At 40.9% G+C, this 25,448-nt stretch carries 39 protein-coding genes; all 39 read left to right on the forward strand.

Annotation, left to right across the window (positions count from 1 at the left end; all coding sequences use genetic code 11):
* Positions 1-50: 50 nt before the first annotated feature.
* On the forward strand, positions 51-1,583 hold the full coding sequence (cls, locus tag HMPREF2764_RS07625; protein ID WP_070528556.1) for a cardiolipin synthase: 1,533 nt from the start codon (positions 51-53) through the stop codon (positions 1,581-1,583).
* A gap of 254 nt (positions 1,584-1,837) precedes the next feature.
* Entirely contained in the window at positions 1,838-3,388 is a 1,551-nt protein-coding gene (locus tag HMPREF2764_RS07635) for a damage-inducible protein CinA (protein WP_070528558.1), read from the forward strand.
* Between the two features lie 119 nt (positions 3,389-3,507).
* Entirely contained in the window at positions 3,508-5,715 is a 2,208-nt protein-coding gene (gene nrdD / locus HMPREF2764_RS07640; protein ID WP_070529182.1) for an anaerobic ribonucleoside-triphosphate reductase, read from the forward strand.
* A gap of 11 nt (positions 5,716-5,726) precedes the next feature.
* Positions 5,727-5,867, forward strand: a complete 141-nt coding sequence (locus HMPREF2764_RS07645) for a hypothetical protein (protein ID WP_000521618.1) — start codon at positions 5,727-5,729, stop codon at positions 5,865-5,867.
* A gap of 43 nt (positions 5,868-5,910) precedes the next feature.
* Positions 5,911-6,417 carry a GNAT family N-acetyltransferase gene (locus tag HMPREF2764_RS07650; protein WP_070528561.1) on the forward strand — a complete coding sequence of 169 codons (507 nt, stop codon included), beginning with the start codon at positions 5,911-5,913 and terminating at the stop codon, positions 6,415-6,417.
* A complete protein-coding gene (gene nrdG, locus HMPREF2764_RS07655; RefSeq protein WP_050252482.1) occupies positions 6,410-7,000 on the forward strand; it encodes an anaerobic ribonucleoside-triphosphate reductase activating protein in 591 nt (196 codons plus the stop codon). Before HMPREF2764_RS07650 ends, nrdG begins: the two co-directional genes overlap by 8 nt.
* Positions 6,997-7,623, forward strand: a complete 627-nt coding sequence (locus tag HMPREF2764_RS07660) for a uridine kinase family protein (RefSeq protein WP_070528565.1) — start codon at positions 6,997-6,999, stop codon at positions 7,621-7,623. Before nrdG ends, HMPREF2764_RS07660 begins: the two co-directional genes overlap by 4 nt.
* A 244-nt stretch (positions 7,624-7,867) precedes the next feature.
* Positions 7,868-8,176, forward strand: a complete 309-nt coding sequence (rpsJ, locus tag HMPREF2764_RS07665) for a 30S ribosomal protein S10 (protein WP_001284513.1) — start codon at positions 7,868-7,870, stop codon at positions 8,174-8,176.
* An 81-nt stretch (positions 8,177-8,257) separates the two neighbouring features.
* Positions 8,258-8,884 carry a 50S ribosomal protein L3 gene (gene rplC, locus HMPREF2764_RS07670; RefSeq protein WP_000160197.1) on the forward strand — a complete coding sequence of 209 codons (627 nt, stop codon included), beginning with the start codon at positions 8,258-8,260 and terminating at the stop codon, positions 8,882-8,884.
* Between the two features lie 24 nt (positions 8,885-8,908).
* Complete coding sequence (gene rplD / locus HMPREF2764_RS07675; RefSeq protein ID WP_000024549.1) at positions 8,909-9,532, forward strand: 50S ribosomal protein L4; 624 nt, start codon at positions 8,909-8,911, stop codon at positions 9,530-9,532.
* On the forward strand, positions 9,532-9,828 hold the full coding sequence (locus tag HMPREF2764_RS07680; protein WP_001055347.1) for a 50S ribosomal protein L23: 297 nt from the start codon (positions 9,532-9,534) through the stop codon (positions 9,826-9,828). The genes rplD and HMPREF2764_RS07680 overlap by 1 nt, the downstream gene beginning before the upstream one ends.
* Before the next feature lie 17 nt (positions 9,829-9,845).
* On the forward strand, positions 9,846-10,679 hold the full coding sequence (gene rplB / locus HMPREF2764_RS07685; RefSeq protein ID WP_070528568.1) for a 50S ribosomal protein L2: 834 nt from the start codon (positions 9,846-9,848) through the stop codon (positions 10,677-10,679).
* A 103-nt stretch (positions 10,680-10,782) separates the two neighbouring features.
* Positions 10,783-11,064: a 30S ribosomal protein S19 gene (rpsS, locus tag HMPREF2764_RS07690; RefSeq protein ID WP_000533766.1), complete on the forward strand. Its 282-nt coding sequence runs from the start codon at positions 10,783-10,785 to the stop codon at positions 11,062-11,064.
* 11 nt (positions 11,065-11,075) lie between these two features.
* Entirely contained in the window at positions 11,076-11,420 is a 345-nt protein-coding gene (gene rplV / locus HMPREF2764_RS07695) for a 50S ribosomal protein L22 (protein WP_000818137.1), read from the forward strand.
* A 12-nt stretch (positions 11,421-11,432) separates the two neighbouring features.
* Positions 11,433-12,086, forward strand: coding sequence for a 30S ribosomal protein S3 (rpsC, locus tag HMPREF2764_RS07700; RefSeq protein WP_000529936.1), 654 nt, complete (start codon positions 11,433-11,435; stop codon positions 12,084-12,086).
* A 3-nt stretch (positions 12,087-12,089) separates the two neighbouring features.
* Positions 12,090-12,503 carry a 50S ribosomal protein L16 gene (gene rplP, locus HMPREF2764_RS07705; protein WP_000960946.1) on the forward strand — a complete coding sequence of 138 codons (414 nt, stop codon included), beginning with the start codon at positions 12,090-12,092 and terminating at the stop codon, positions 12,501-12,503.
* A gap of 9 nt (positions 12,504-12,512) precedes the next feature.
* Positions 12,513-12,719 carry a 50S ribosomal protein L29 gene (rpmC, locus tag HMPREF2764_RS07710; RefSeq protein ID WP_000772918.1) on the forward strand — a complete coding sequence of 69 codons (207 nt, stop codon included), beginning with the start codon at positions 12,513-12,515 and terminating at the stop codon, positions 12,717-12,719.
* A gap of 24 nt (positions 12,720-12,743) precedes the next feature.
* Positions 12,744-13,004 (forward strand): 30S ribosomal protein S17, encoded by a 261-nt coding sequence (rpsQ, locus tag HMPREF2764_RS07715; RefSeq protein ID WP_000440801.1) that lies wholly within the window; start codon positions 12,744-12,746, stop codon positions 13,002-13,004.
* 25 nt (positions 13,005-13,029) lie between these two features.
* The gene (gene rplN, locus HMPREF2764_RS07720; protein WP_000616545.1) at positions 13,030-13,398 is read left to right on the forward strand and encodes a 50S ribosomal protein L14; all 369 of its coding nucleotides are present in this window, start codon (positions 13,030-13,032) and stop codon (positions 13,396-13,398) included.
* Positions 13,399-13,476: 78 nt separating this feature from the next.
* Positions 13,477-13,782, forward strand: a complete 306-nt coding sequence (gene rplX, locus HMPREF2764_RS07725) for a 50S ribosomal protein L24 (protein ID WP_000497691.1) — start codon at positions 13,477-13,479, stop codon at positions 13,780-13,782.
* A gap of 23 nt (positions 13,783-13,805) precedes the next feature.
* A complete protein-coding gene (rplE, locus tag HMPREF2764_RS07730) occupies positions 13,806-14,348 on the forward strand; it encodes a 50S ribosomal protein L5 (protein ID WP_000013542.1) in 543 nt (180 codons plus the stop codon).
* Between the two features lie 17 nt (positions 14,349-14,365).
* Positions 14,366-14,551 carry a type Z 30S ribosomal protein S14 gene (locus HMPREF2764_RS07735; protein ID WP_001085697.1) on the forward strand — a complete coding sequence of 62 codons (186 nt, stop codon included), beginning with the start codon at positions 14,366-14,368 and terminating at the stop codon, positions 14,549-14,551.
* Positions 14,552-14,764: 213 nt separating this feature from the next.
* Positions 14,765-15,163, forward strand: a complete 399-nt coding sequence (gene rpsH / locus HMPREF2764_RS07740) for a 30S ribosomal protein S8 (RefSeq protein WP_000245504.1) — start codon at positions 14,765-14,767, stop codon at positions 15,161-15,163.
* 191 nt (positions 15,164-15,354) lie between these two features.
* Positions 15,355-15,891: a 50S ribosomal protein L6 gene (rplF, locus tag HMPREF2764_RS07745; RefSeq protein WP_000086626.1), complete on the forward strand. Its 537-nt coding sequence runs from the start codon at positions 15,355-15,357 to the stop codon at positions 15,889-15,891.
* Between the two features lie 83 nt (positions 15,892-15,974).
* Complete coding sequence (gene rplR, locus HMPREF2764_RS07750) at positions 15,975-16,331, forward strand: 50S ribosomal protein L18 (protein ID WP_000624044.1); 357 nt, start codon at positions 15,975-15,977, stop codon at positions 16,329-16,331.
* Positions 16,332-16,348: 17 nt separating this feature from the next.
* Entirely contained in the window at positions 16,349-16,843 is a 495-nt protein-coding gene (rpsE, locus tag HMPREF2764_RS07755) for a 30S ribosomal protein S5 (protein WP_000874202.1), read from the forward strand.
* Between the two features lie 13 nt (positions 16,844-16,856).
* Positions 16,857-17,039, forward strand: coding sequence for a 50S ribosomal protein L30 (gene rpmD / locus HMPREF2764_RS07760; protein WP_000057241.1), 183 nt, complete (start codon positions 16,857-16,859; stop codon positions 17,037-17,039).
* 144 nt (positions 17,040-17,183) lie between these two features.
* Positions 17,184-17,624, forward strand: coding sequence for a 50S ribosomal protein L15 (rplO, locus tag HMPREF2764_RS07765; protein ID WP_000766087.1), 441 nt, complete (start codon positions 17,184-17,186; stop codon positions 17,622-17,624).
* Between the two features lie 12 nt (positions 17,625-17,636).
* Positions 17,637-18,947, forward strand: coding sequence for a preprotein translocase subunit SecY (gene secY / locus HMPREF2764_RS07770; RefSeq protein ID WP_000465403.1), 1,311 nt, complete (start codon positions 17,637-17,639; stop codon positions 18,945-18,947).
* Positions 18,948-19,096: 149 nt separating this feature from the next.
* Positions 19,097-19,735 carry an adenylate kinase gene (locus HMPREF2764_RS07775; protein WP_001050436.1) on the forward strand — a complete coding sequence of 213 codons (639 nt, stop codon included), beginning with the start codon at positions 19,097-19,099 and terminating at the stop codon, positions 19,733-19,735.
* 116 nt (positions 19,736-19,851) lie between these two features.
* Positions 19,852-20,070, forward strand: coding sequence for a translation initiation factor IF-1 (gene infA / locus HMPREF2764_RS07780; RefSeq protein ID WP_001029883.1), 219 nt, complete (start codon positions 19,852-19,854; stop codon positions 20,068-20,070).
* A gap of 24 nt (positions 20,071-20,094) precedes the next feature.
* On the forward strand, positions 20,095-20,211 hold the full coding sequence (rpmJ, locus tag HMPREF2764_RS07785; RefSeq protein ID WP_001808836.1) for a 50S ribosomal protein L36: 117 nt from the start codon (positions 20,095-20,097) through the stop codon (positions 20,209-20,211).
* A 17-nt stretch (positions 20,212-20,228) separates the two neighbouring features.
* Entirely contained in the window at positions 20,229-20,594 is a 366-nt protein-coding gene (gene rpsM / locus HMPREF2764_RS07790) for a 30S ribosomal protein S13 (RefSeq protein WP_000090781.1), read from the forward strand.
* A gap of 17 nt (positions 20,595-20,611) precedes the next feature.
* Positions 20,612-20,995, forward strand: coding sequence for a 30S ribosomal protein S11 (rpsK, locus tag HMPREF2764_RS07795; protein WP_001118385.1), 384 nt, complete (start codon positions 20,612-20,614; stop codon positions 20,993-20,995).
* A 42-nt stretch (positions 20,996-21,037) separates the two neighbouring features.
* Positions 21,038-21,973: a DNA-directed RNA polymerase subunit alpha gene (locus HMPREF2764_RS07800; protein WP_000568984.1), complete on the forward strand. Its 936-nt coding sequence runs from the start codon at positions 21,038-21,040 to the stop codon at positions 21,971-21,973.
* Positions 21,974-21,984: 11 nt separating this feature from the next.
* On the forward strand, positions 21,985-22,371 hold the full coding sequence (gene rplQ / locus HMPREF2764_RS07805) for a 50S ribosomal protein L17 (RefSeq protein WP_000331493.1): 387 nt from the start codon (positions 21,985-21,987) through the stop codon (positions 22,369-22,371).
* A 254-nt stretch (positions 22,372-22,625) separates the two neighbouring features.
* Positions 22,626-22,892 (forward strand): ACT domain-containing protein, encoded by a 267-nt coding sequence (locus HMPREF2764_RS07810; RefSeq protein WP_000644133.1) that lies wholly within the window; start codon positions 22,626-22,628, stop codon positions 22,890-22,892.
* A gap of 9 nt (positions 22,893-22,901) precedes the next feature.
* The gene (locus HMPREF2764_RS07815) at positions 22,902-24,239 is read left to right on the forward strand and encodes a PFL family protein (protein WP_070528571.1); all 1,338 of its coding nucleotides are present in this window, start codon (positions 22,902-22,904) and stop codon (positions 24,237-24,239) included.
* A 235-nt stretch (positions 24,240-24,474) separates the two neighbouring features.
* Complete coding sequence (locus HMPREF2764_RS07820; RefSeq protein WP_000049281.1) at positions 24,475-25,167, forward strand: histidine phosphatase family protein; 693 nt, start codon at positions 24,475-24,477, stop codon at positions 25,165-25,167.
* Positions 25,168-25,448 lie beyond the last annotated feature (281 nt).

A 25,448-nucleotide genomic window follows, 5' to 3' on the forward strand; every position in this document is an offset into this window, starting at 1 on the left:
CTAGTTTGCTCTTTGCTTTTCATTGAGTATCAAAATATCAAGGAGGGGATATGAAATATAGAAAATTTCAATTATTAATGTCCAAGTATGGCTTTAGTCTTTCGATTATGCTGCTTGAACTTTCTCTTGTTTTTGGTCTCTTTCTTTACTTAGGGCGTATGGCTCCTATTCTATGGGTTATTGTCTTAATTTTTATGAGTATGGCGACTATTGTCGCAATTGTCAATCGTTCAATGACACCTGATAGTAAAGTAATGTGGTTAGTGGTAACTTTTGTTCCTGTCATCGGACCCTTGCTCTATCTGATGTTTGGTGAAAGGCGATTGTCCAAAAAAGAAATCAAGCAGTTGGACAAACTTGGTTCTATGCATTTTCGGGAGGATAACAGTAAAGCTCTCCGCCAGAAATTGAAGGAAGATGATAAGGCGGCTTACGGAGTTATCAAATCTTTGCTAAGTATGGATAGCAATGCCGATGTCTATGATCGAACAGATTCACAATTCTTTTCTTCGGGTGAAAGCATGTGGCAACATATGTTGGAAGACCTCAAGAAAGCTGAGAAATTTATCTTTCTAGAGTACTATATTGTCGAAGAAGGTTTGATGTGGAATAGCATACTAGATATACTAGAGCAAAAGGCAGCTCAGGGTGTAGAGGTCAAGATGCTCTATGATGATATCGGCTGTATGGCGACTTTGCCTGGAGACTATACTATTCAACTTCGTAGTCGAGGAATTGAAGCCCATAAGTTTAACAAGGTGATTCCTCGTTTGACGGTGGCTTACAACAATCGGGACCATCGTAAAATCCTTGTCATAGATGGTCAGGTAGCCTATACAGGAGGCATTAACTTAGCCGATGAGTACATCAATCATATAGAACGCTTTGGCTATTGGAAGGACAGTGGGATTCGCTTAGATGGCCCTGGTGTCAAGGCTCTAACCCGTCTTTTTTTGATGACTTGGTACATCAATCGTGGGGAAATCAGCGATTTTGACCAGTATCACCTGGAAAATCAGCCTTGTTCTGGCCAAGGGCTCTGCATTCCTTACGGTAGTGGACCCAAGCCCATCTTCCGTACTCAAGTAGGGAAAAAAGTTTATCAAAGTTTGATTAATCAGGCTACTGATTCAGTCTATATCACAACACCCTATTTGATTATTGACTATGATTTAACTGAGAGTATTAAAAATGCAGCCATGAGGGGTGTTGATGTCCGCATCGTGACTCCTTTCATTCCGGATAAAAAATTAATCCAGCTCATAACAAGAGGAGCCTATCCGGATCTTTTGTCAGCAGGAGTCAGGATTTTTGAGTATAGTCCAGGCTTTATCCACAGTAAACAAATCCTAGTGGACAAGGACTTTGCTGCAGTTGGAACGATTAATTTAGATTATAGAAGTTTGCTTCATCACTATGAAGATGCAGTTTTGCTATATAAAACGGCATCAATCACAGAGATTCAAAAAGATTTTGAGGAGATTTTTTCAGTATCTCAAGAAATTTTCCCTCATACGATAAAAAATAGCTGGTATCAAAAATTGATTAAGGAAATTGCCCAGTTATTTGCCCCAATCTTATAAGAAATCTAGGACTTAGGACACAACCCAGTCCTATTTTTCTTGCCTTTTACGAATAGAAAGATAGAGGGGGAATGATGCTGACTCAGAAAGAATTGGATTATATCATGTCATTTAAACAGACGCATTTACACCGATTTCGGGAAATTGAAACCTTTGTGAAACTATGCAAAAAATCACTCAAACAGCCATCGCAAGCTGACAATTTTAGGTCTTTTTGATATACTAAGACAGATAAATTGAATAGGAGAAACGACATGGCTGTATATGGCAGAATCGAAGAAGTATCCGAAACGATACAGAGTAATGACATTGAAAATAGATTGGATAGGAACCTTGAATCTCATGTAGAAAAAGAAGAACAGGTAGCTTTCCCGTTTTTCAGACTCATCATTGGAAGTACGATTGCAACGTTTTTTTCTGTGGTGATACCTTTACTTTTAGATATGGTAAGTCCCTCTCAGGCGCAGGATTTGTATATAGGCTGGGCTTGGCATCAGGGAGGACAGCTCTACAGTAGCTATTATGCTAGTCACGGTCTTATTTATTACTTGCTACTTTACATCACCCAAGGAGGCATTCTTTTTGCCTTGGTAGAATGGCTAGCCCTCTTAGGAGGAGGTTATTTCCTCTTTTCTTCAACTGACTATCTGACGGGACAAAGGGAGCAAGCCAAGCAACTCTTAACCATATTTTATATTTTGGTATCCGGTCTCGGTTTTGGAGGAGGATATGCTACGATTTTAGCTTTGCCATTTCTGTTTGCAGGATTTTCGTTCATAGCAGCTTATCTATCAAATCCTAACCATGACAAGGGATTTCTACGTCTGGGGATTTTCTTGGCCCTATCATTTTTCATAGAGCCTCTTACAAGTCTTTTCTTTATTGCAGTAGTAACGATTGGTTTATTTGTCTTTAATGTTGGGCATGGCCGCCTTGCTCATGGAGTTTATCAGTTTTTTGCAGCAGCACTTGGCTTTTCTCTCATCTTTTACCCAGTAGGATATTATGTTCTTGCTTCAGGTGGTTTTGGAGAGGCTCTAGGGAGTCTTTTATATCCGATTGATTCCCTTCAGGTCTTGAATCCTCAACTAATGGATAATGTTGTATTCTATGGTTTGTTGACCTTTGGTTTAGGAGCTCTCTTCCTTGTTTTTCTAGGATTGTTCCAATCAAAGGCATCAAGATTATATGTTATTTCAGTACCAGCTAGTTTTACTTTCTTATTTGTATTAGCCTTGTTGCTTTTTTCTCAAGAACCTCTTCACGGTTCGCGTTTGATTCTAATCATTCCATTTTTACTGCTTCTTTTGATGGCCAGTATTCGTGGGAAGCATTCAGCTAGAGGAGCTCGTCGTCGGAGAAGAGAGGAAGTTCCTACTCTATGGAAAAAATTCATGAAAGGGAATCTCTACTTACCGATCCTAGTGGTGGTTTATCTGATTGCAATTCCTTTTGTAGCTCGTTTTGTCTTGCATCCAGCTTCTTATAGAGAACAACATCAAGTGGTAGATAGAGTCAAACAAGAGACGAGTGATGGTGACCAAATCTATATTTGGGATTCACATGTTCAAATGTATAAAGAAAGCCAGCGTTTGTCTGGATCCATGTTCCCATCACCTCTTCTTTACACGAGTACAGAAGAGAATAAAACTAGTTTAATCAATGACTTGAAAGAAAACAAACCTAAGGTGATTGTGGTAAACGACAAGGTGGCTCTCTGGTCTGAAGTGGAGACACTCTTAAAAGAAAATTACCAACCAGTAAAGACTGATTACTCAGAGTTTAAAGTCTATAAAATTAAATAACCAAATCAATATCTTGTGTATTTTTAAAAATTTTAGGATTTTTAACACAAGATATTGATTTTTCTTTTTAGAGTGGTATAATACTTTTTAGAAAGAACATTTTAGAAAAGAGCATGCATATGATTGCACTAGAAGAAAAAATTACAATTTTGCCAACTCTCTTCGTTGAAAAACGAGATGGGAGACGTGTTGTATTTGATGTGGACAAGATTGACAAGGCTCTCCACAAGGCGGCTGACAAGGTTATGGATGTGACACCCCTGGTCGAAAAACGCCTCAATGCTCTGACCGAGCGAATTGTCACAGAAATTCATAGTCGCTTTCCACAGGGGGTTAAGATTTACGAAATTCAAAATATCGTAGAACATGAACTCCTTGAAGCCAAAGAATATGCGCTAGCTGAGGAGTATATTACTTATCGGACACAAAGGGATTTTGAGCGTTCAAAAGCGACAGATATCAACTTTAGCATCCATAAACTTCTCAACAAAGACCAGGCCGTTGTCAATGAAAATGCTAATAAAGACAGCGATGTCTTTAATACCCAGCGTGATTTGACGGCGGGGATTGTTGGGAAATCAATCGGACTGCAAATGCTCCCTAAGCACGTAGCCAATGCCCACCAAAAGGGGGATATCCACTATCATGATTTGGATTATAGCCCCTACACACCTATGACTAACTGCTGTTTGATTGATTTTAAAGGTATGTTGGAGAATGGCTTTAAGATTGGAAATGCAGAGGTAGAAAGTCCCAAGTCTATCCAGACTGCGACAGCTCAGATTTCTCAAATTATCGCCAACGTTGCTTCTAGCCAGTACGGTGGCTGTTCAGCTGACCGTATCGATGAAGTTTTGGCGCCTTATGCAGAGAAGAATTACCAAAAACACCTCAAGGATGCGGAAGAATGGGTCTTACCTGACAAACGGGAAGATTACGCTTGGAAGAAAACGCAAAAAGATATCTATGATGCCATGCAATCTCTCGAGTATGAAATCAATACTCTCTTCACTTCAAATGGGCAAACACCTTTTACTTCACTAGGTTTTGGTCTGGGAACCAATCGTTTTGAGCGTGAAATTCAAAAAGCTATCTTGAACATCCGAATCAAGGGACTTGGTTCAGAACACCGCACAGCTATCTTCCCTAAACTTATCTTCACGCTTAAAAGAGGACTCAACTTAGAAGAAGGGACTCCCAACTACGACATTAAGCAGTTGGCTCTTGAGTGTGCAACCAAGCGGATGTACCCAGATGTCTTGTCTTATGATAAGATTATCGAATTGACAGGTTCCTTCAAGGTTCCGATGGGATGTCGTTCATTCCTTCAAGGATGGAAGGATGAAAATGGAGTTGAAGTTAACTCTGGCCGTATGAATCTGGGTGTTGTGACAGTTAACCTACCTCGTATTGCTCTTGAGTCTGAGGGCGACATGAATAAGTTCTGGGAAATCTTCAACGAGCGGATGAATATCGCTGAAGATGCTCTTGTTTATCGTATCGAACGCACTAAAGAGGCGATACCAGCCAATGCTCCTATCCTTTATCAATACGGTGCTTTTGGCCATCGTCTAGGTAAAGAAGAAAGTGTTGACCAGCTCTTTAAGAATCGTCGTGCGACAGTTTCGCTGGGTTACATCGGTTTGTACGAAGTAGCGACAGTTTTCTTTGGAAATAGCTGGGAACACAATCTAGAAGCTAAGGAATTTACGCTGGATATCATTCGCGATATGAAACGCCGTGTAGAAGAGTGGTCTGACCAATATGGCTACCATTTCTCTATCTACTCAACACCATCTGAAAGTTTGACAGACCGTTTCTGCCGACTAGATACAGAGAAGTTTGGTTCTATTCCTGATATTACAGATAAGGAATACTATACCAATTCTTTCCACTACGATGTGCGTAAGAATCCAACACCGTTTGAAAAACTGGATTTTGAAAAAATCTATCCAGAAGCAGGTGCGTCAGGTGGTTTCATCCATTACTGTGAGTATCCAGTCCTCCAGCAAAATCCAAAGGCCTTGGAAGCTGTCTGGGACTATGCCTATGACCGTGTCGGCTATCTTGGGACCAATACTCCCATAGACCGTTGCTATAAGTGTGACTTTGAAGGGGATTTTGAACCAACTGAGAGAGGATTTGCTTGTCCAAACTGTGGAAATAGCGATCCTAAAACAGTAGACGTTGTTAAACGGACTTGTGGCTATTTAGGCAATCCTCAAGCGAGACCGATGGTCAATGGACGTCACAAGGAAATCGCTGCGCGTGTCAAACATATGAATGGCTCAACGATTAAAATAGCTGGCCACCAAGTAACCAATTAGAAAGAAATGAAATGGGAAAATATCAATTAGACGATAAGGGGCGTGCACAAGTGACCCGTTATCACGAGAAACACTCTAAAGGTGGAGCTGGTAAAAAAGAACGCTTGCTCAACCTCAGAGAACAATTTTTAAACAAGAATAAGAAGAAATAAAAGTGAGAGTTAACTCTCGCTTTTCTCTTAGTGGGAGGTAAGGATGGAATTACGCAGACCAAGATTAGCGGATAAAGAAATAGTTTTAGAGATGATGGCAGAGTTTGAAAAGTCCCAGTCACCTCACGATGGTGGTTTCTGGGATACAGAAAATTTTTCTTATGAGGAATGGTTGAATAATAATCAGGATAAAGAAATGGGAATAAACTTGCCTGAAAATCGTGTTCCTTCTATTCAATTTGTATCATTTGATGATGTAGGTCGTGCTCTAGGATTTTTGAATCTGCGATTGATACTGAATGAGGGGTTGCTGAATTATGCTGGCCACATTGGCTACTCCATTCGTCCATCAGAAAGAGGCAAAGGTTATGCTAAGGAAACTCTCCGTCAGGGCTTGCAAGTTGCTAAGGAGAAGAACATCAAGAGAACGCTTGTGACCTGTAGCGTGAATAATCCTGCTAGCAGAGCAGTCATACTAGCAAATGGAGGAATTCTTGAAGATGTTCGTAATGGAGTCGAGCGTTATTGGATAGAGGTAGCGAATGAATAATCCAAAACCACAAGAATGGAAAAGTGAAGAGCTCAGTCAAGGGCGTATCATTGACTACAAGGCCTTTAACTTTGTGGATGGAGAAGGTGTGCGGAATTCCCTCTATGTATCAGGCTGCATGTTTCACTGCGAGGGGTGCTATAATGTAGCTACCTGGTCCTTCAATGCTGGCATTCCCTATACAGCAGAATTAGAAGAACAGATCATGGCAGACCTTGCCCAGCCCTATGTTCAAGGCTTGACCTTGCTGGGAGGGGAGCCCTTTCTCAATACGGGTATTCTCTTGCCACTTGTTAAACGTATCCGGAAGGAATTGCCAGACAAAGACATCTGGTCTTGGACGGGCTATACATGGGAAGAAATGATGTTGGAGACACAAGATAAACTGGAACTCTTATCACTGATTGACATTCTGGTTGATGGCCGATACGATCGAACTAAGAGAAATCTAATGCTCCAGTTTCGAGGTTCGTCCAATCAACGAATTATCGATGTTCAAAAATCCCTCAAAAGTGGGCAAGTAGTGATTTGGGATAAGCTCAATGATGGAAAAGAAAGCTATGAACAGGTGAAGAGAGAGTGAAGAAAAAAGACTTAATAGAAGAACTGGTCTCAGAAATAAAAGCAGGAAAAGTCAAGACACTGGGAATATACGGTCATGGTGCTTCAGGTAAATCGACCTTTGCAGAGGAATTGTACCAAGCTTTAGATTCTACTACAGTAAATTTGCTAGAAACAGATCCTTATATCACCTCTGGACGCCATCTGGTAGTACCAAAGGACGCGCCGAATCAAAAGGTGACAGCCTGTCTTCCAGTGGCGCATGAACTGACGAGTTTGCAGCGAGATATTCTGGCCTTACAGGCGGGTATGGATATCTTAACAATTGAAGAACCTTGGAAGGCTAGTGAGGTCTTGTCTGGATCAAAACCAATTCTGATTGTCGAAGGGATGTCTGTTGGCTTTTTACCCAAAGAACTCTTTGACAAAACTATCTGTTTCTACACGGATGAGGACACCGAATTAAAGTGGCGCCTAGCTCGAGATACGACTGTGAGAAATCGTGATGCATCCTTTATATTGGCTAGTCATCAGATGAGACGGGAGCAGTATCTGCAATACTATAAAGAAACTGAGTCTAAGGCGGATATCTTAGTGGACCAATCAGAAGGCAAACTTGAGCTCAAGAGAACTCAATTTATATAGAAGAAAATCCCTAATTCTAGAAAGAAAAAATAGGAAAACATTTTCATGTTAAAAATTTTAAAAAACAGCAACAAATCCCTTGCAATCGCAGGGGCTTTGTGTTATTCTATTATGGTGCTGTAAATTACAGCCTTAGCTTTGATGCAAGAGGTTGCGACACGCTCGGTTGCATTGCCACGCAACACCGCGTCGGTTTTCTTGTGGAGCTAGCCTATTATCTTAAATAGACGAAAAGGAGAAAAAGATGGCAAACAAAAAAATCCGTATCCGTTTGAAAGCTTACGAACACCGTACGCTTGACACAGCGGCTGCAAAAATCGTAGAATCAGCTACTCGTACAGGTGCACAAGTTGCGGGTCCAATCCCACTTCCAACTGAACGTAGCCTCTACACAATCATTCGTGCGACTCACAAATACAAAGACTCTCGCGAACAATTTGAAATGCGTACACACAAACGTTTGATCGATATCGTTAACCCAACTCAAAAAACAGTTGATGCTTTGATGAAATTGGATCTTCCAAGTGGTGTAAACGTAGAAATCAAACTTTAATCTAAAGCTTGATATCTTGAGCATAAAAAACGCTCGTTAAAAACTTTTTGAATAAAAATATAGAAAAGGAACTATTTTCTCATGACAAAAGGAATCTTAGGGAAAAAAGTGGGAATGACTCAAATCTTCACTGAAGCTGGCGAATTGATCCCTGTAACAGTTATTGAAGCAACTCCAAACGTTGTTCTTCAAGTTAAAACTGTTGAAACAGACGGATACAACGCTATCCAAGTTGGTTTTGATGACAAACGCGAAGTATTGAGCAACAAACCTGCTAAAGGACATGTAGCGAAAGCTAACACGGCTCCTAAGCGCTTCATTCGTGAATTCAAAAACGTTGAAGGCTTGGAAGTTGGTGCTGAAATCACAGTTGAAACATTCGCAGCTGGAGACGTTGTTGACGTAACTGGTACTTCTAAAGGTAAAGGTTTCCAAGGTGTTATCAAGCGCCACGGACAATCACGTGGACCAATGGCTCACGGTTCTCGTTACCACCGTCGTCCAGGTTCTATGGGACCTGTTGCACCTAACCGCGTATTCAAAGGTAAAAACCTTGCAGGACGTATGGGTGGTGACCGCGTAACAATTCAAAACCTTGAAGTTGTACAAGTTGTTCCAGAAAAGAACGTTATCCTTATCAAAGGTAACGTACCAGGTGCTAAGAAATCTCTTATCACTATCAAGTCAGCAGTTAAAGCTGGTAAATAATAAGGAAAGGGGAATACAGTCAAAATGGCAAATGTAACATTATTCGACCAAACTGGTAAACAAGCTGGCGAAGTTGTTCTTAACGATGCAATCTTTGGTATCGAACCAAACCAATCTGTTGTGTTTGATGTGATCATCAGCCAACGTGCTAGCCTTCGTCAAGGAACTCACGCAGTTAAAAACCGCTCAGCTGTTTCAGGTGGCGGACGCAAACCATGGCGTCAAAAAGGAACTGGACGTGCTCGTCAAGGTTCTATCCGCTCTCCACAATGGCGTGGTGGTGGAATCGTCTTCGGACCAACTCCACGTAGCTATGCGTACAAACTTCCTCAAAAAGTTCGTCGCCTTGCGCTTAAATCTGTTTACTCAGAAAAAGTTGCTGAAAATAAATTTGTAGCCGTTGATTCTCTTGAATTTACAGCTCCAAAAACTGCTGAATTTGCAAAAGTTCTTGCAGCTTTGAGCATCGATTCTAAAGTCCTTGTTATTCTTGAAGAAGGAAACGAATTCGCAGCTCTCTCAGCTCGTAACCTTCCAAACGTGAAAGTTGCGACTGCTACAACTGCAAGTGTTCTTGACATCGCAAATAGTGACAAACTTCTTGTTACTCAAGCAGCTATCTCTAAAATCGAGGAGGTTCTTGCATAATGAATTTGTATGATGTTATCAAAAAACCTGTAATCACTGAAAGCTCAATGGCTCAACTTGAAGCAGGAAAATATGTATTTGAAGTTGACACTCGTGCACACAAACTTTTGATCAAGCAAGCTGTTGAAGCTGCTTTCGAAGGTGTTAAAGTTGCAAATGTTAACACAATCAACGTAAAACCAAAAGCTAAACGTGTTGGACGTTACACTGGTTTTACTAACAAAACTAAAAAAGCTATCATCACACTTACAGCTGATTCTAAAGCAATCGAGTTGTTTGCTGCTGAAGCTGAATAATCTAAGGAGGAAATATCGTGGGAATTCGTGTTTATAAACCAACAACAAACGGTCGCCGTAATATGACTTCTTTGGATTTCGCTGAAATCACAACAAGCACTCCTGAAAAATCATTGCTTGTTGCATTGAAGAGCAAGGCTGGTCGTAACAACAACGGTCGTATCACAGTTCGTCACCAAGGTGGTGGACACAAACGTTTCTACCGTTTGGTTGACTTCAAACGTAACAAAGACAATGTTGAAGCAGTTGTTAAAACAATCGAGTACGATCCAAACCGTTCTGCAAACATCGCTCTTGTACACTACACTGACGGTGTGAAAGCATACATCATCGCTCCAAAAGGTCTTGAAGTAGGTCAACGTATCGTTTCAGGTCCAGAAGCAGATATCAAAGTCGGAAACGCTCTTCCACTTGCTAACATCCCAGTTGGTACTTTGATCCACAACATCGAGTTGAAACCTGGTCGTGGTGGTGAATTGGTACGTGCTGCTGGTGCATCTGCTCAAGTATTGGGTTCTGAAGGTAAATACGTTCTTGTTCGTCTTCAATCAGGTGAAGTTCGTATAATTCTTGGAACTTGCCGTGCTACAGTTGGTGTTGTCGGAAACGAACAACATGGACTTGTAAACCTTGGTAAAGCAGGACGTAGCCGTTGGAAAGGTATCCGCCCAACAGTTCGTGGTTCTGTAATGAACCCTAACGATCACCCACACGGTGGTGGTGAAGGTAAAGCACCAGTTGGTCGTAAAGCACCATCTACTCCATGGGGCAAACCTGCTCTTGGTCTTAAAACTCGTAACAAGAAAGCGAAATCTGACAAACTTATCGTTCGTCGTCGCAACGAGAAATAATATTAAACTAGTCGCTTAAGCAACTAGTAAATCCGCCAGCTCGGTAGCGCTCCATAAGAGCGCAAGCCGCTGTGGTACAACATTTAAAGGAGAAAATATAAAAATGGGACGCAGTCTTAAAAAAGGACCTTTCGTCGATGAGCATTTGATGAAAAAAGTTGAAGCTCAAGCCAACGACGAAAAGAAAAAAGTTATTAAAACTTGGTCACGTCGTTCAACGATCTTCCCAAGTTTCATTGGTTACACTATTGCAGTTTATGACGGTCGTAAACACGTACCTGTTTACATCCAAGAAGACATGGTAGGTCACAAACTTGGTGAATTTGCACCGACTCGTACTTACAAAGGTCACGCTGCAGACGACAAGAAAACACGTAGAAAATAAGGAGAACATAAATGGCAGAAATTACTTCAGCTAAAGCAATGGCTCGTACAGTACGTGTTTCACCTCGTAAATCACGTCTTGTTCTTGATAACATCCGTGGTAAAAGCGTAGCCGATGCAATCGCAATCTTGACATTCACTCCAAACAAAGCCGCTGAAATCATCTTGAAAGTTTTGAACTCAGCTGTAGCTAACGCTGAAAACAACTTTGGTTTGGATAAAGCTAACTTGGTAGTATCTGAAGCATTCGCAAACGAAGGACCAACTATGAAACGTTTCCGTCCACGTGCGAAAGGTTCAGCTTCACCAATCAACAAACGTACAGCTCACATCACTGTAGCTGTTGCAGAAAAATAAGGAGGTAAAATCGTGGGTCAAAAAGTACATCCAATTGGTATGCGTGTCGGCATCATCCGTGATTGGGATGCCAAATGGTATGCTGAAAAAGAATACGCCGATTACCTTCATGAAGATCTTGCAATCCGTAAATTCGTTCAAAAAGAACTTGCTGACGCAGCAGTTTCAACTATCGAAATCGAACGCGCAGTAAACAAAGTTAACGTTTCACTTCACACTGCTAAACCAGGTATGGTTATCGGTAAAGGTGGTGCTAACGTTGATGCACTCCGTGCGAAACTTAACAAATTGACTGGAAAACAAGTACACATCAACATCATCGAAATCAAACAACCTGATTTGGATGCTCACCTTGTAGGTGAAGGAATTGCTCGTCAATTGGAGCAACGTGTTGCTTTCCGTCGTGCACAAAAACAAGCAATCCAACGTGCAATGCGTGCTGGAGCTAAAGGAATCAAAACTCAAGTATCAGGTCGTTTGAACGGTGCAGATATCGCCCGTGCTGAAGGATACTCTGAAGGAACTGTTCCACTTCACACACTTCGTGCAGATATCGATTACGCTTGGGAAGAAGCAGATACTACATACGGTAAACTTGGTGTTAAAGTATGGATCTACCGTGGTGAAGTTCTTCCAGCTCGCAAAAACACTAAAGGAGGTAAATAACCAATGTTAGTACCTAAACGTGTTAAACACCGTCGTGAATTCCGTGGAAAAATGCGCGGTGAAGCAAAAGGTGGAAAAGAAGTAGCATTCGGTGAATACGGTCTTCAAGCTACAACTAGCCACTGGATCACTAACCGCCAAATCGAAGCTGCTCGTATCGCCATGACTCGTTACATGAAACGTGGTGGTAAAGTTTGGATTAAAATCTTCCCACACAAATCATACACTGCTAAAGCTATCGGTGTGCGTATGGGATCTGGTAAAGGGGCACCTGAAGGTTGGGTAGCACCAGTTAAACGTGGTAAAGTGATGTTCGAAATCGCTGGTGTATCTGAAGAGATCGCTCGCGAAGCGCTTCGTCTTGCTAGCCACAAATTGCCAGTTAAATGTAAATTCGTAAAACGTGAAGCAGAATAAGGAGAAGGCATGAAACTTAATGAAGTAAAAGAATTTGTTAAAGAACTTCGTGGTCTTTCTCAAGAAGAACTCGCGAAGCGCGAAAACGAATTGAAAAAAGAATTGTTTGAACTTCGTTTCCAAGCTGCTACTGGTCAATTGGAACAAACAGCTCGCTTGAAAGAAGTTAAAAAACAAATCGCTCGTATCAAAACAGTTCAATCTGAAGCGAAATAATAGACTAGGGAAGGAGAAATTTCAATGGAACGCAATAATCGTAAAGTTCTTGTTGGACGTGTTGTATCTGACAAAATGGACAAGACAATCACAGTTGTAGTTGAAACAAAACGTAACCACCCAGTCTATGGTAAACGTATTAACTACTCTAAAAAATACAAAGCTCATGATGAAAACAATGTTGCCAAAGAAGGCGATATCGTACGTATCATGGAAACTCGCCCGCTTTCAGCTACAAAACGTTTCCGTCTTGTAGAAGTTGTTGAAGAAGCGGTCATCATCTAATCAAACCTGAAAGGAGAAAACTGAAATGATTCAAACAGAAACTCGTTTGAAAGTCGCAGACAACAGCGGTGCTCGCGAAATCTTGACTATCAAAGTTCTTGGTGGTTCAGGACGTAAATTTGCAAACATCGGTGATGTTATCGTGGCATCTGTAAAACAAGCTACTCCTGGTGGTGCGGTTAAAAAAGGTGACGTTGTTAAAGCAGTTATCGTTCGTACTAAATCAGGTGCTCGTCGTGCTGATGGTTCATACATCAAATTTGACGAAAACGCAGCAGTTATCATCCGTGAAGACAAAACTCCTCGCGGAACACGTATCTTTGGCCCAGTTGCACGTGAATTGCGTGAAGGTGGCTTCATGAAGATCGTGTCACTTGCTCCAGAAGTACTTTAATTTTTAGAAACAAACTAGTCCCCTGGATTTACCTCCAGGGTGCCCTTATGGGCGTAAGAAAAATCAAGGAGAAACCTAATGTTTGTAAAAAAAGGCGACAAAGTTCGCGTAATCGCTGGTAAAGATAAGGGAACAGAAGCTGTTGTCCTTACTGCCCTTCCAAAAGTAAACAAAGTTATCGTTGAAGGTGTTAACATCGTTAAGAAACACCAACGTCCAACTAACGAACTTCCTCAAGGTGGTATCATCGAGAAAGAAGCAGCTATCCACGTATCAAACGTTCAAGTTTTGGACAAAAATGGTGTAGCTGGTCGTGTTGGTTACAAATTTGTAGACGGTAAAAAAGTTCGCTACAACAAAAAATCAGGCGAAGTGCTTGATTAATCACGAAGGAAAGGAGAAGTATAATGGCAAATCGTTTAAAAGAAAAATATCTTAATGAAGTAGTTCCTGCTTTGACAGAACAATTCAACTACTCATCAGTGATGGCTGTGCCTAAAGTAGATAAGATCGTTTTGAACATGGGTGTTGGTGAAGCTGTATCAAACGCTAAAAGCCTTGAAAAAGCTGCTGAAGAATTGGCACTTATCTCAGGTCAAAAACCACTTATCACTAAAGCTAAAAAATCAATCGCCGGCTTCCGTCTTCGTGAAGGTGTTGCGATCGGTGCAAAAGTTACCCTTCGTGGTGAACGTATGTACGAATTCTTGGATAAATTGGTTTCAGTTTCACTTCCACGTGTACGTGACTTCCACGGTGTTCCAACAAAATCATTTGATGGACGCGGAAACTACACACTTGGTGTGAAAGAACAATTGATTTTCCCAGAAATCAACTTCGATGACGTTGACAAAACTCGTGGTCTTGACATCGTTATCGTAACAACTGCTAACACTGACGAAGAGTCACGTGCATTGCTTACAGGCCTTGGAATGCCTTTTGCAAAATAATATAGGAGGTAAATCTAATGGCTAAAAAATCAATGATTGCTAAGAACAAACGTCCAGCGAAGTTCTCTACTCAAGCTTATACTCGTTGTGAAAAATGTGGTCGTCCACATTCAGTTTACCGCAAATTTAAACTTTGCCGTGTTTGCTTCCGTGAATTAGCTTACAAAGGACAAATCCCAGGCGTTACCAAAGCATCTTGGTAATATCATGATACGAAGAGCGTAACAACCACAGCAAAAATAGGAAATTTGGTGTAGGAGCGATGCTCCAAAACAAATTTATCTTTTTTGCACAGGTTGTAGCTCGTGTTCAAATAAGAGTTTTCTCATTTGAATGTATCAATACTATCTGAGCCTAGCTCAATCATTAACTAGCAAGTGCAACTTGCAAACTACTAGTAAGAGGAGAAAAACAAAATGGTTATGACTGACCCAATCGCAGACTTCCTAACTCGTATTCGTAATGCTAACCAAGCTAAACACGAAGTACTTGAAGTACCTGCATCAAACATCAAAAAAGGGATTGCTGAAATCCTTAAACGCGAAGGTTTTGTAAAAAACGTTGAAATCATCGAAGATGACAAACAAGGCATCATCCGTGTATTCCTTAAATACGGACCAAACGGTGAAAAAGTTATCACTAACTTGAAACGTGTTTCTAAACCAGGACTTCGTGTCTACAAAAAACGTGAAGACCTTCCAAAAGTTCTTAACGGACTTGGAATTGCTATCCTTTCAACTTCTGAAGGTTTGCTTACTGATAAAGAAGCACGCCAAAAGAATGTTGGTGGAGAAGTTATCGCTTACGTTTGGTAAAATCAAGATACAAAGCTCGTAAAGAACAAAGCAAAATTAGAAAGTTGGAGAAGTTTGTTTACAAACAAGCCAACTTATCTATTTTGCACAGTTCTTAGAGCGTGTTCAGTTCAGCTCTTGAACTAAATAAGTATCTGAACCCCGTGAAAACTGGCCGTTCTGGCCTGACAATTTAACAGGAGAAAATAAACATGTCACGTATTGGTAATAAAGTTATCGTGTTGCCTGCTGGTGTAGAAATCACTAACAATGACAACGTTGTAACTGTAAAAGGACCTAAAGGAGAACTTACTCGTGAGTTCTCAAAAGATATTGAAATCCGTGTGGAAGGTACTGAAGTAACTCTTCACCGTCCAAATGATTCAAAAGAAATGAAAACTATCCACGGAACTACTCGTGCCCTTTTGAACAACATGGTTGTTGGTGTATCAGAAGGATTCAAGAAAGAACTTGAAATGCGCGGGGTTGGTTACCGTGCACAACTTCAAGGATCTAAACTTGTTTTGGCTGTTGGTAAATCTCATCCAGACGAAGTTGAAGCTCCAGAAGGAATTACTTTTGAACTTCCAAACCCAACAACAATCGTTGTTAGCGGAATTTCAAAAGAAGTAGTTGGTCAAACAGCTGCTTACGTACGTAGCCTTCGTTCACCAGAACCATATAAAGGTAAAGGTATCCGTTACGTTGGTGAATTCGTTCGCCGTAAAGAAGGTAAAACAGGTAAATAATGTTGAGTGGTTGAGTCTCAACCACCAACCTATTTTCCAACTTTGTGCATAGCACACGATTTAAAACTAAAGAGGTGAAAACTGTGATTTCAAAACCAGATAAAAACAAACTCCGCCAAAAACGCCACCGTCGCGTTCGCGGAAAACTCTCTGGAACTGCTGATCGCCCACGTTTGAACGTATTCCGTTCTAATACAGGCATCTACGCTCAAGTGATTGATGACGTAGCGGGTGTAACGCTCGCAAGTGCTTCAACTCTTGACAAAGAAGTTTCAAAAGGAACTAAAACTGAACAAGCCGTTGCTGTCGGTAAACTCGTTGCAGAACGTGCAAACGCTAAAGGTATTTCAGAAGTGGTGTTCGACCGCGGTGGATATCTATATCACGGACGTGTGAAAGCTTTGGCTGATGCAGCTCGTGAAAACGGATTGAAATTCTAATAGGAGGACACTAGAAAATGGCATTTAAAGACAATGCAGTTGAATTAGAAGAACGCGTAGTTGCTGTCAACCGTGTTACAAAAGTTGTTAAAGGTGGACGTCGTCTTCGTTTCGCAGCTCTTGTTGTTGTTGGTGACCACAACGGTCGCGTAGGATTTGGTACTGGTAAAGCTCAAGAAGTTCCAGAAGCAATCCGTAAAGCAGTAGATGATGCTAAGAAAAACTTAATCGAAGTTCCTATGGTTGGAACAACAATCCCACACGAAGTTCTTTCAGAATTCGGTGGAGCTAAAGTATTGTTGAAACCTGCTGTAGAAGGTTCTGGAGTTGCCGCTGGTGGTGCAGTTCGTGCCGTTGTGGAATTGGCAGGTGTGGCAGATATTACATCTAAATCACTTGGTTCTAACACTCCAATCAACATTGTTCGTGCAACTGTTGAAGGTTTGAAACAATTGAAACGCGCTGAAGAAGTTGCTGCCCTTCGTGGTATTTCAGTTTCTGATTTGGCATAAGAAAGGGGATAAAATGGCTCAAATTAAAATTACTTTGACTAAGTCTCCAATCGGACGCATTCCATCACAACGTAAAACTGTTGTAGCACTTGGACTTGGCAAATTGAACAGCTCTGTTATTAAAGAAGACAACGCTGCTATCCGTGGTATGATCACAGCAGTATCTCACTTGGTAACAGTTGAAGAAGTAAACTAATGAATTTTTAGGGGATGTGCACTATACCATCCCCTAAAACTAGATATAGTCATCTATGATGACGTCGTATAGGCGAGTTGATGGAGGAGACAACCTTTTCTCCCTTATCGGCGCTAGCATTTTACAAAAGAGGAGAAAATAAAAATGAAACTTCATGAATTGAAACCTGCAGAAGGTTCTCGTAAAGTACGTAACCGCGTTGGTCGTGGTACTTCATCAGGTAACGGTAAAACATCTGGTCGTGGTCAAAAAGGTCAAAAAGCTCGTAGCGGTGGCGGAGTTCGCCTTGGTTTTGAAGGTGGACAAACTCCATTGTTCCGTCGTCTTCCAAAACGTGGATTCACTAACATCAACGCTAAAGAATACGCAATTGTGAACCTTGACCAATTGAACGTCTTTGAAGATGGTGCTGAAGTTACTCCAGTTGTTCTTATCGAAGCAGGAATTGTTAAAGCTGAAAAATCAGGTATTAAAATTCTTGGTAACGGTGAGTTGACTAAGAAATTGACTGTGAAAGCAGCTAAATTCTCTAAATCAGCTGAAGAAGCTATCACTGCTAAAGGTGGTTCAGTAGAAGTCATCTAAGAGAGGTGACCTATGTTTTTTAAATTATTAAGAGAAGCTCTTAAAGTCAAGCAGGTTCGATCAAAAATTTTATTTACAATTTTTATCGTTTTGGTTTTTCGTATCGGAACTAGCATTACAGTTCCTGGTGTGAATGCCAATAGCTTGAATGCTTTAAGTGGATTATCCTTCTTAAACATGTTGAGCTTGGTCTCAGGGAATGCCATGAAAAACTTCTCAGTTTTTGCTCTTGGTGTTAGTCCCTACATTACGGCCTCTATCGTAGTCCAACTATTGCAAATGGATATTTTACCTAAATTTGTAGAGTGGGGTAAACAAGGGGAAGTAGGTCGAAGAAAATTAAATCAAGCTACTCGTTATATTGCTCTTGTTCTAGCTTTTGTGCAATCTATCGGGATTACAGCTGGTTTTAATACTTTGGCTGGAGCTCAATTGTTGAAAACAGCTCTTACTCCACAAGTCTTTATCATGATTGGTATCATCTTAACAGCTGGTAGTATGATTGTGACTTGGTTGGGAGAGCAAATTACAGATAAGGGATACGGAAATGGTGTTTCTATGATTATCTTTGCCGGGATTGTTGCCTCAATTCCAGAGATGATTCAGGGCATCTATGTGGACTACTTTGTAAACGTCCCAAGTAGCCGTATCAACTCATCTATCATTTTCGTAATCATTTTGATTATTACTGTATTGTTGATCATTTATTTTACAACCTATGTTCAACAAGCAGAATACAAAATTCCAATCCAATATACTAAGGTTGCACAAGGTGCTCCATCTAGCTCTTACCTTCCTTTGAAGGTAAACCCTGCTGGAGTTATCCCTGTTATCTTTGCAAGTTCGATTACTGCAGCGCCTGCGGCTATTCTTCAGTTTTTGAGCGCTACAGGTCATGATTGGGCTTGGGTAAGAACAGCACAAGAAATGCTGGCAACAACTTCACCAACTGGTATTGCCATGTATGCTTTATTGATTATTCTCTTTACATTCTTCTATACGTTTGTACAGATTAATCCTGAAAAAGCGGCAGAAAACCTACAAAAGAGCGGTGCCTATATCCACGGAGTTCGTCCTGGTAAAGGTACAGAAGAATATATGTCTAAACTTCTTCGTCGTCTTGCAACTGTTGGTTCTCTCTTCCTTGGTGTGATTTCTATTTTACCGATCGTAGCAAAAGATGTTTTTGGACTTTCAGAAGCAGTTGCTTTTGGAGGAACAAGTCTTTTGATCATTATCTCTACAGGTATTGAAGGAATCAAACAATTGGAAGGTTATCTATTGAAACGTAAGTATGTTGGTTTCATGGACAGAACAGAATAAAAGTATTTACTGAGTCAGTAAATGCTGAGGGAGTGGAGGTTTAACTCTAACATTAGTGAGAGTTTGGTCTCCCCTCTTCTATTTTGTTTTTAAATAGGGGTGAAAAGACTTTTTGCTTCTATTTAAAAATAAAATAAGGAGATCAAATCATGAATCTTTTGATTATGGGCTTACCTGGTGCAGGTAAGGGAACTCAAGCAGCAAAAATCGTAGAACAATTCCATGTTGCACATATCTCAACAGGTGATATGTTCCGTGCTGCTATGGCAAATCAAACGGAAATGGGTGTTCTTGCTAAGTCATACATTGACAAGGGTGAATTGGTTCCTGACGAAGTTACAAATGGAATCGTAAAAGAACGTCTTTCACAAGATGATATTAAAGAAACAGGATTCTTGTTGGATGGTTACCCACGTACAATCGAACAAGCTCATGCCTTGGACAAAACATTGGCTGAACTTGGCATTGAACTAGAAGGTGTCATCAACATTGAAGTGAATCCAGATAGCCTCTTGGAACGTTTGAGTGGCCGTATCATACACCGCGTAACTGGAGAAACTTTCCACAAGGTTTTTAACCCACCAGTTGACTATAAAGAAGAAGATTACTACCAACGTGAAGATGATAAGCCTGAGACAGTAAAACGCCGTTTGGACGTTAATATTGCTCAAGGAGAACCAATCATTGCTCACTACCGTGCCAAAGGTTTGGTTCATGACATCGAAGGTAATCAAGATATCAATGATGTCTTCTCAGATATCGAAAAAGTATTGACAAATTTGAAATAAAGCGTTTTTCACACTTGCAAAAATCCGCTACAAATGTTATACTGAGATAGTCTGACTTATAATTGTTGTCTCTGTGTCTAGAGGCATCGAATCGAAATTTATGGAGGTGCTTTTGCGTGGCAAAAGACGATGTGATTGAAGTTGAAGGCAAAGTAGTTGATACAATGCCGAATGCAATGTTTACGGTTGAACTTGAAAATGGACATCAGATTTTAGCAACAGTTTCTGGTAAAATTCGTAAAAACTATATTCGTATTTTAGCGGGAGATCGTGTTACTGTCGAAATGAGTCCATATGACTTGACACGTGGACGTATCACTTACCGCTTTAAATAATCGAAAAACTTGGAGGGATAAGAAATGAAAGTAAGACCATCGGTCAAACCAATTTGCGAATACTGTAAAGTTATTCGTCGTAATGGTCGTGTTATGGTAATTTGCCCAGCAAATCCAAAACACAAACAACGTCAAGGATAAGATAGAAAGGAGAAAACATGGCTCGTATTGCTGGAGTTGACATTCCAAATGACAAACGCGTAGTAATCTCATTGACTTATGTTTATGGTATCGGACTTGCAACATCTAAGAAAATTTTGGCTGCTGCTGGAATCTCAGAAGATGTTCGTGTACGTGATCTTACATCAGATCAAGAAGATGCTATCCGTCGTGAAGTGGATGCAATCAAAGTTGAAGGTGACCTTCGTCGTGAAGTAAACTTGAACATCAAACGTTTGATGGAAATCGGTTCATACCGTGGTATCCGTCACCGTCGTGGACTTCCTGTCCGTGGACAAAACACTAAAAACAACGCTCGCACTCGTAAAGGTAAAGCTGTTGCGATTGCTGGTAAGAAAAAATAATATAGGAGGTAAAAGTCTTGGCTAAACCAACACGTAAACGTCGTGTGAAAAAGAATATCGAATCTGGTATTGCTCATATTCACGCTACATTTAATAACACTATTGTTATGATTACTGATGTGCATGGTAATGCAATTGCTTGGTCATCAGCTGGTGCTCTTGGTTTTAAAGGTTCTCGTAAATCTACACCATTCGCTGCTCAAATGGCTTCTGAAGCTGCTGCTAAATCTGCACAAGAACACGGTCTTAAATCAGTTGAAGTTACTGTAAAAGGTCCAGGTTCTGGTCGTGAGTCAGCTATTCGTGCGCTTGCTGCCGCTGGTCTTGAAGTAACAGCAATTCGTGATGTGACTCCAGTGCCACACAATGGTGCTCGTCCTCCAAAACGTCGCCGTGTATAATCATCGCATTACACTGCTTTTCGTTTAAGAGGGAGTAACTAAATGATCGAGTTTGAAAAACCAAATATAACAAAAATTGATGAAAATAAAGATTATGGCAAGTTTGTAATCGAACCACTTGAACGTGGCTACGGTACAACTCTTGGTAACTCTCTTCGTCGTGTACTTCTAGCTTCTCTACCAGGAGCAGCTGTGACATCTATCAATATTGATGGTGTGTTGCATGAGTTTGACACAGTTCCAGGTGTTCGTGAAGACGTGATGCAAATCATTCTGAACATTAAAGGAATTGCAGTGAAATCGTACGTTGAAGACGAAAAAATCATTGAACTTGACGTTGAAGGTCCTGCTGAAATTACAGCTGGAGACATTTTGACTGATAGTGATATTGAGATTGTAAATCCAGATCATTATCTCTTTACAATCGGTGAAGGTTCTTCTCTAAAAGCGACAATGACTGTTAACAGTGGTCGTGGATATGTACCTGCTGATGAAAACAAAAAAGATAATGCACCAGTTGGAACACTTGCTGTAGATTCTATTTATACACCAGTTACAAAAGTCAACTATCAAGTAGAGCCTGCTCGTGTAGGTAGCAATGATGGATTTGACAAATTAACCCTTGAAATCTTGACTAATGGAACAATTATTCCAGAAGATGCTTTAGGGCTTTCAGCGCGTATCTTGACAGAACATCTTGATTTGTTTACAAATCTTACTGAGATTGCTAAGTCAACTGAAGTGATGAAAGAAGCTGATACTGAATCTGACGATCGTATTTTGGATCGTACGATTGAGGAACTGGACTTGTCTGTGCGTTCATACAACTGTTTGAAACGTGCCGGTATCAACACTGTGCATGATTTGACAGAAAAATCTGAGGCAGAGATGATGAAAGTACGAAATCTTGGACGCAAGAGTTTGGAAGAAGTGAAACTCAAACTCATTGACTTGGGTCTGGGATTAAAAGATAAATAAAGGAGGAATACATGGCTTACCGTAAACTAGGACGCACTAGCTCACAACGTAAAGCAATGCTTCGCGATTTGACAACTGACCTTTTGATCAACGAATCAATCGTGACAACTGAAGCTCGTGCTAAAGAAATCCGTAAAACTGTTGAAAAAATGATTACTCTAGGTAAACGTGGTGATTTGCATGCACGTCGTCAAGCAGCTGCTTTCGTACGTAATGAAATCGCATCTGAAAACTATGATGAAGCAACTGATAAGTACACTTCTACTACAGCACTTCAAAAATTGTTCTCAGAAATCGCACCTCGTTATGCTGAACGTAACGGTGGATACACTCGTATCCTTAAAACTGAACCACGTCGTGGTGATGCTGCGCCAATGGCGATCATCGAATTAGTATAAAATCATCAATTTTGTTGAGTGTTATGATGATGGAGTCTTGTGCTCTTAGTCTAGCTCTGGTCTACCGCTGGGACTTCGGTCCTAGCGGGAACACTCATCATCATTTGATAGGGTAGACGCTTGTTTACGAAATTGTTTTTTTGTTTAAGAACAACTTCGTAAGCAGGCGTTTTTTACGGAAATATGCTATACTAAGGAAAAAGAAAATCAAAAACGTTCAGGTTTTCTAAAAATCGTAGAAATGGGGTATAAGGATGAAGGCTATTATTACAGTGGTTGGTAAGGACAAGTCTGGGATTGTTGCAGGCGTGTCTACTAAGATTGCAGAGTTGGGTTTGAATATTGACGATATTTCTCAGACGGTGTTGGATGAATACTTTACTATGATGGCGGTCGTTTCTAGTGACGAAAAACAGGATTTCACTTATCTGCGAAATGAGTTTGAAACTTTCGGTCAGACCTTGAATGTCAAAATCAATATTCAAAGTGCGGCGATTTTTGACGCTATGTATAATATCTAGGAGGTGGCTATGGATATTAGACAAGTTACAGAAACCATTGCCATGATCGAGGAGCAGAACTTCGATATCAGAACCATCACCATGGGGATTTCCCTTTTGGACTGCATTGATCCAGATATTGAACGTGCTGCTGAAAAGATTTACCAAAAAATCACCACTAAAGCTGCAAATTTAGTGGCTGTAGGAGACGAAATTGCTGCAGAACTTGGGATTCCTATTGTTAATAAACGGGTATCGGTGACTCCGATTTCTTTGATTGGTGCAGCGACTGATGCGACTGACTATTTTGTTTTGGCAAAGGCACTTGACAAGGCTGCCAAGGAGATTGGTGTTGACTTTATCGGTGGATTCTCAGCTTTGGTACAAAAAGGCTACCAAAAAGGAGATGAAATTCTCATCAATTCTATCCCACGCGCTCTAGCTGAGACAGACAAGGTTTGTTCGTCTGTTAACATTGGCTCAACTAAGTCAGGTATCAACATGACTGCGGTCGCTGATATGGGACGTATCATCAAGGAAACAGCTGCGATGTCAGATATGGGTGCGGCCAAGTTGGTCGTATTTGCTAATGCTGTTGAGGACAATCCTTTTATGGCAGGGGCTTTCCATGGTGTTGGCGAAGCAGATGTTATCATCAATGTCGGGGTTTCGGGTCCTGGTGTGGTCAAGCGTGCCTTGGAAAAGGTTCGTGGAGAGAGCTTTGATGTAGTAGCGGAAACAGTCAAGAAAACAGCATTCAAGATTACTCGTATCGGTCAGCTGGTTGGACAAATGGCGAGTGAACGCCTTGGTGTTGACTTTGGAATTGTCGACCTAAGCTTGGCACCTACTCCTGCAGTTGGTGATTCTGTGGCTCGTGTCCTTGAGGAAATGGGCCTAGAAACAGTTGGTACGCATGGGACAACGGCTGCCCTCGCTCTTTTGAATGACCAAGTTAAGAAGGGCGGAGTGATGGCTTGTAACCAAGTCGGTGGCTTGTCAGGTGCTTTTATCCCCGTTTCTGAAGATGAGGGGATGATTGCTGCGGTGCAAGATGGCTCTCTGAATTTAGAGAAACTAGAAGCCATGACGGCTATCTGTTCAGTTGGACTGGATATGATTGCCATTCCGGAAGATACGCCTGCTGAAACCATTGCAGCTATGATTGCAGATGAGGCGGCAATCGGTGTTATTAACATGAAAACGACAGCTGTTCGTATTATTCCAAAGGGCAAAGAAGGCGATATGATTGAGTTTGGTGGCTTGCTAGGGACAGCTCCAGTGATGAAAGTCAACGGGGCTTCGTCTGTTGATTTCATCTCTCGCGGTGGGCAAATCCCAGCTCCAATCCATAGTTTTAAAAATTGAGAAAAAGTGAGATGATTTAAGTTGTTTTTAAGGATGGATGTGTATACTATAATCATTAAATGAAGACCTCCTAACTTTGTTTAATAGAAATCCTAAACTTTTTCATAATAATCTCCTAGGGAAGCTACCATGAGGGTAGCTTTTCTTTTGGATAATTTACAAATGTTGGCTTTGCTTTTGAAAGCCGAATATTTCTTTGATCCATGATATAATAGAAGAAAATGGAGGATAGAAAATGTCTAAAGTAAGATTGTATTTGGTCCGTCATGGGAAAACGATGTTTAACACCATTGGACGTGCTCAAGGATGGAGTGATACACCTCTGACTGCAGAAGGTGAGTTGGGAATCCATGAACTGGGAATTGGCTTGAGAGAGTCTGGCTTGCAGTTTGACCGCGCTTATTCCAGTGATTCAGGTCGCACTATTCAAACCATGGGAATTATCCTAGAAGAACTTGGACTACAGGGGAAAATCCCTTACCGCATGGACAAGCGCATCAGAGAGTGGTGCTTTGGTAGTTTTGATGGGGCCTATGATGGGGACCTCTTTATGGGATTGATTCCGAGAATTTTCAATGTAGACCATGTTCATCAGTTGTCCTATGCAGAACTAGCAGAAGGTTTGGTAGAGGTTGATACTGCAGGCTGGGCTGAAGGTTGGGAAAAACTCAGTGGTCGAATCAAGGAAGGCTTTGAAGCGATTGCTAAAGAAATGGAAGAACAAGGTGGGGGTAATGCCCTCGTTGTGAGCCATGGAATGACGATTGGTACCATTGTTTATCTGATCAATGGCATGCATCCGCATGGTCTCGATAATGGTAGCGTGACGATTCTTGAATATGAGGACGGTCAGTTTAGCGTAGAAGTTGTTGGTGACCGTAGTTATCGAGAGCTCGGACGTGAGAAGATGTTAGAGACAAATAGTTAATAGAAGTTAGCTCCGATTAGGAGCTAATTTTGAGTTAAAGGATATGATTTAAATCAATAGTTCCGAAAAAGTAAAAATTTTTGGGAGATGTTATGAAAGGAAAGCTAGAATTATTTTAGAGAAATAATACCCTAAAGTCCAACATAGTGGTATCCGATATAAACAGAGTGAAATCAAACTAAAAAGATTGAATCTTGCATAACGCAAAACTCAATCCTTCATTAAAAAAATATTTATCATGTTTAGTAATCATTCAAATCTAGTTGAAAGGTATGTTATAT

The organism is Streptococcus sp. HMSC073F11, assembly GCF_001810785.1.
In the GTDB taxonomy this organism is placed as follows: Bacteria; Bacillota; Bacilli; order Lactobacillales; family Streptococcaceae; genus Streptococcus.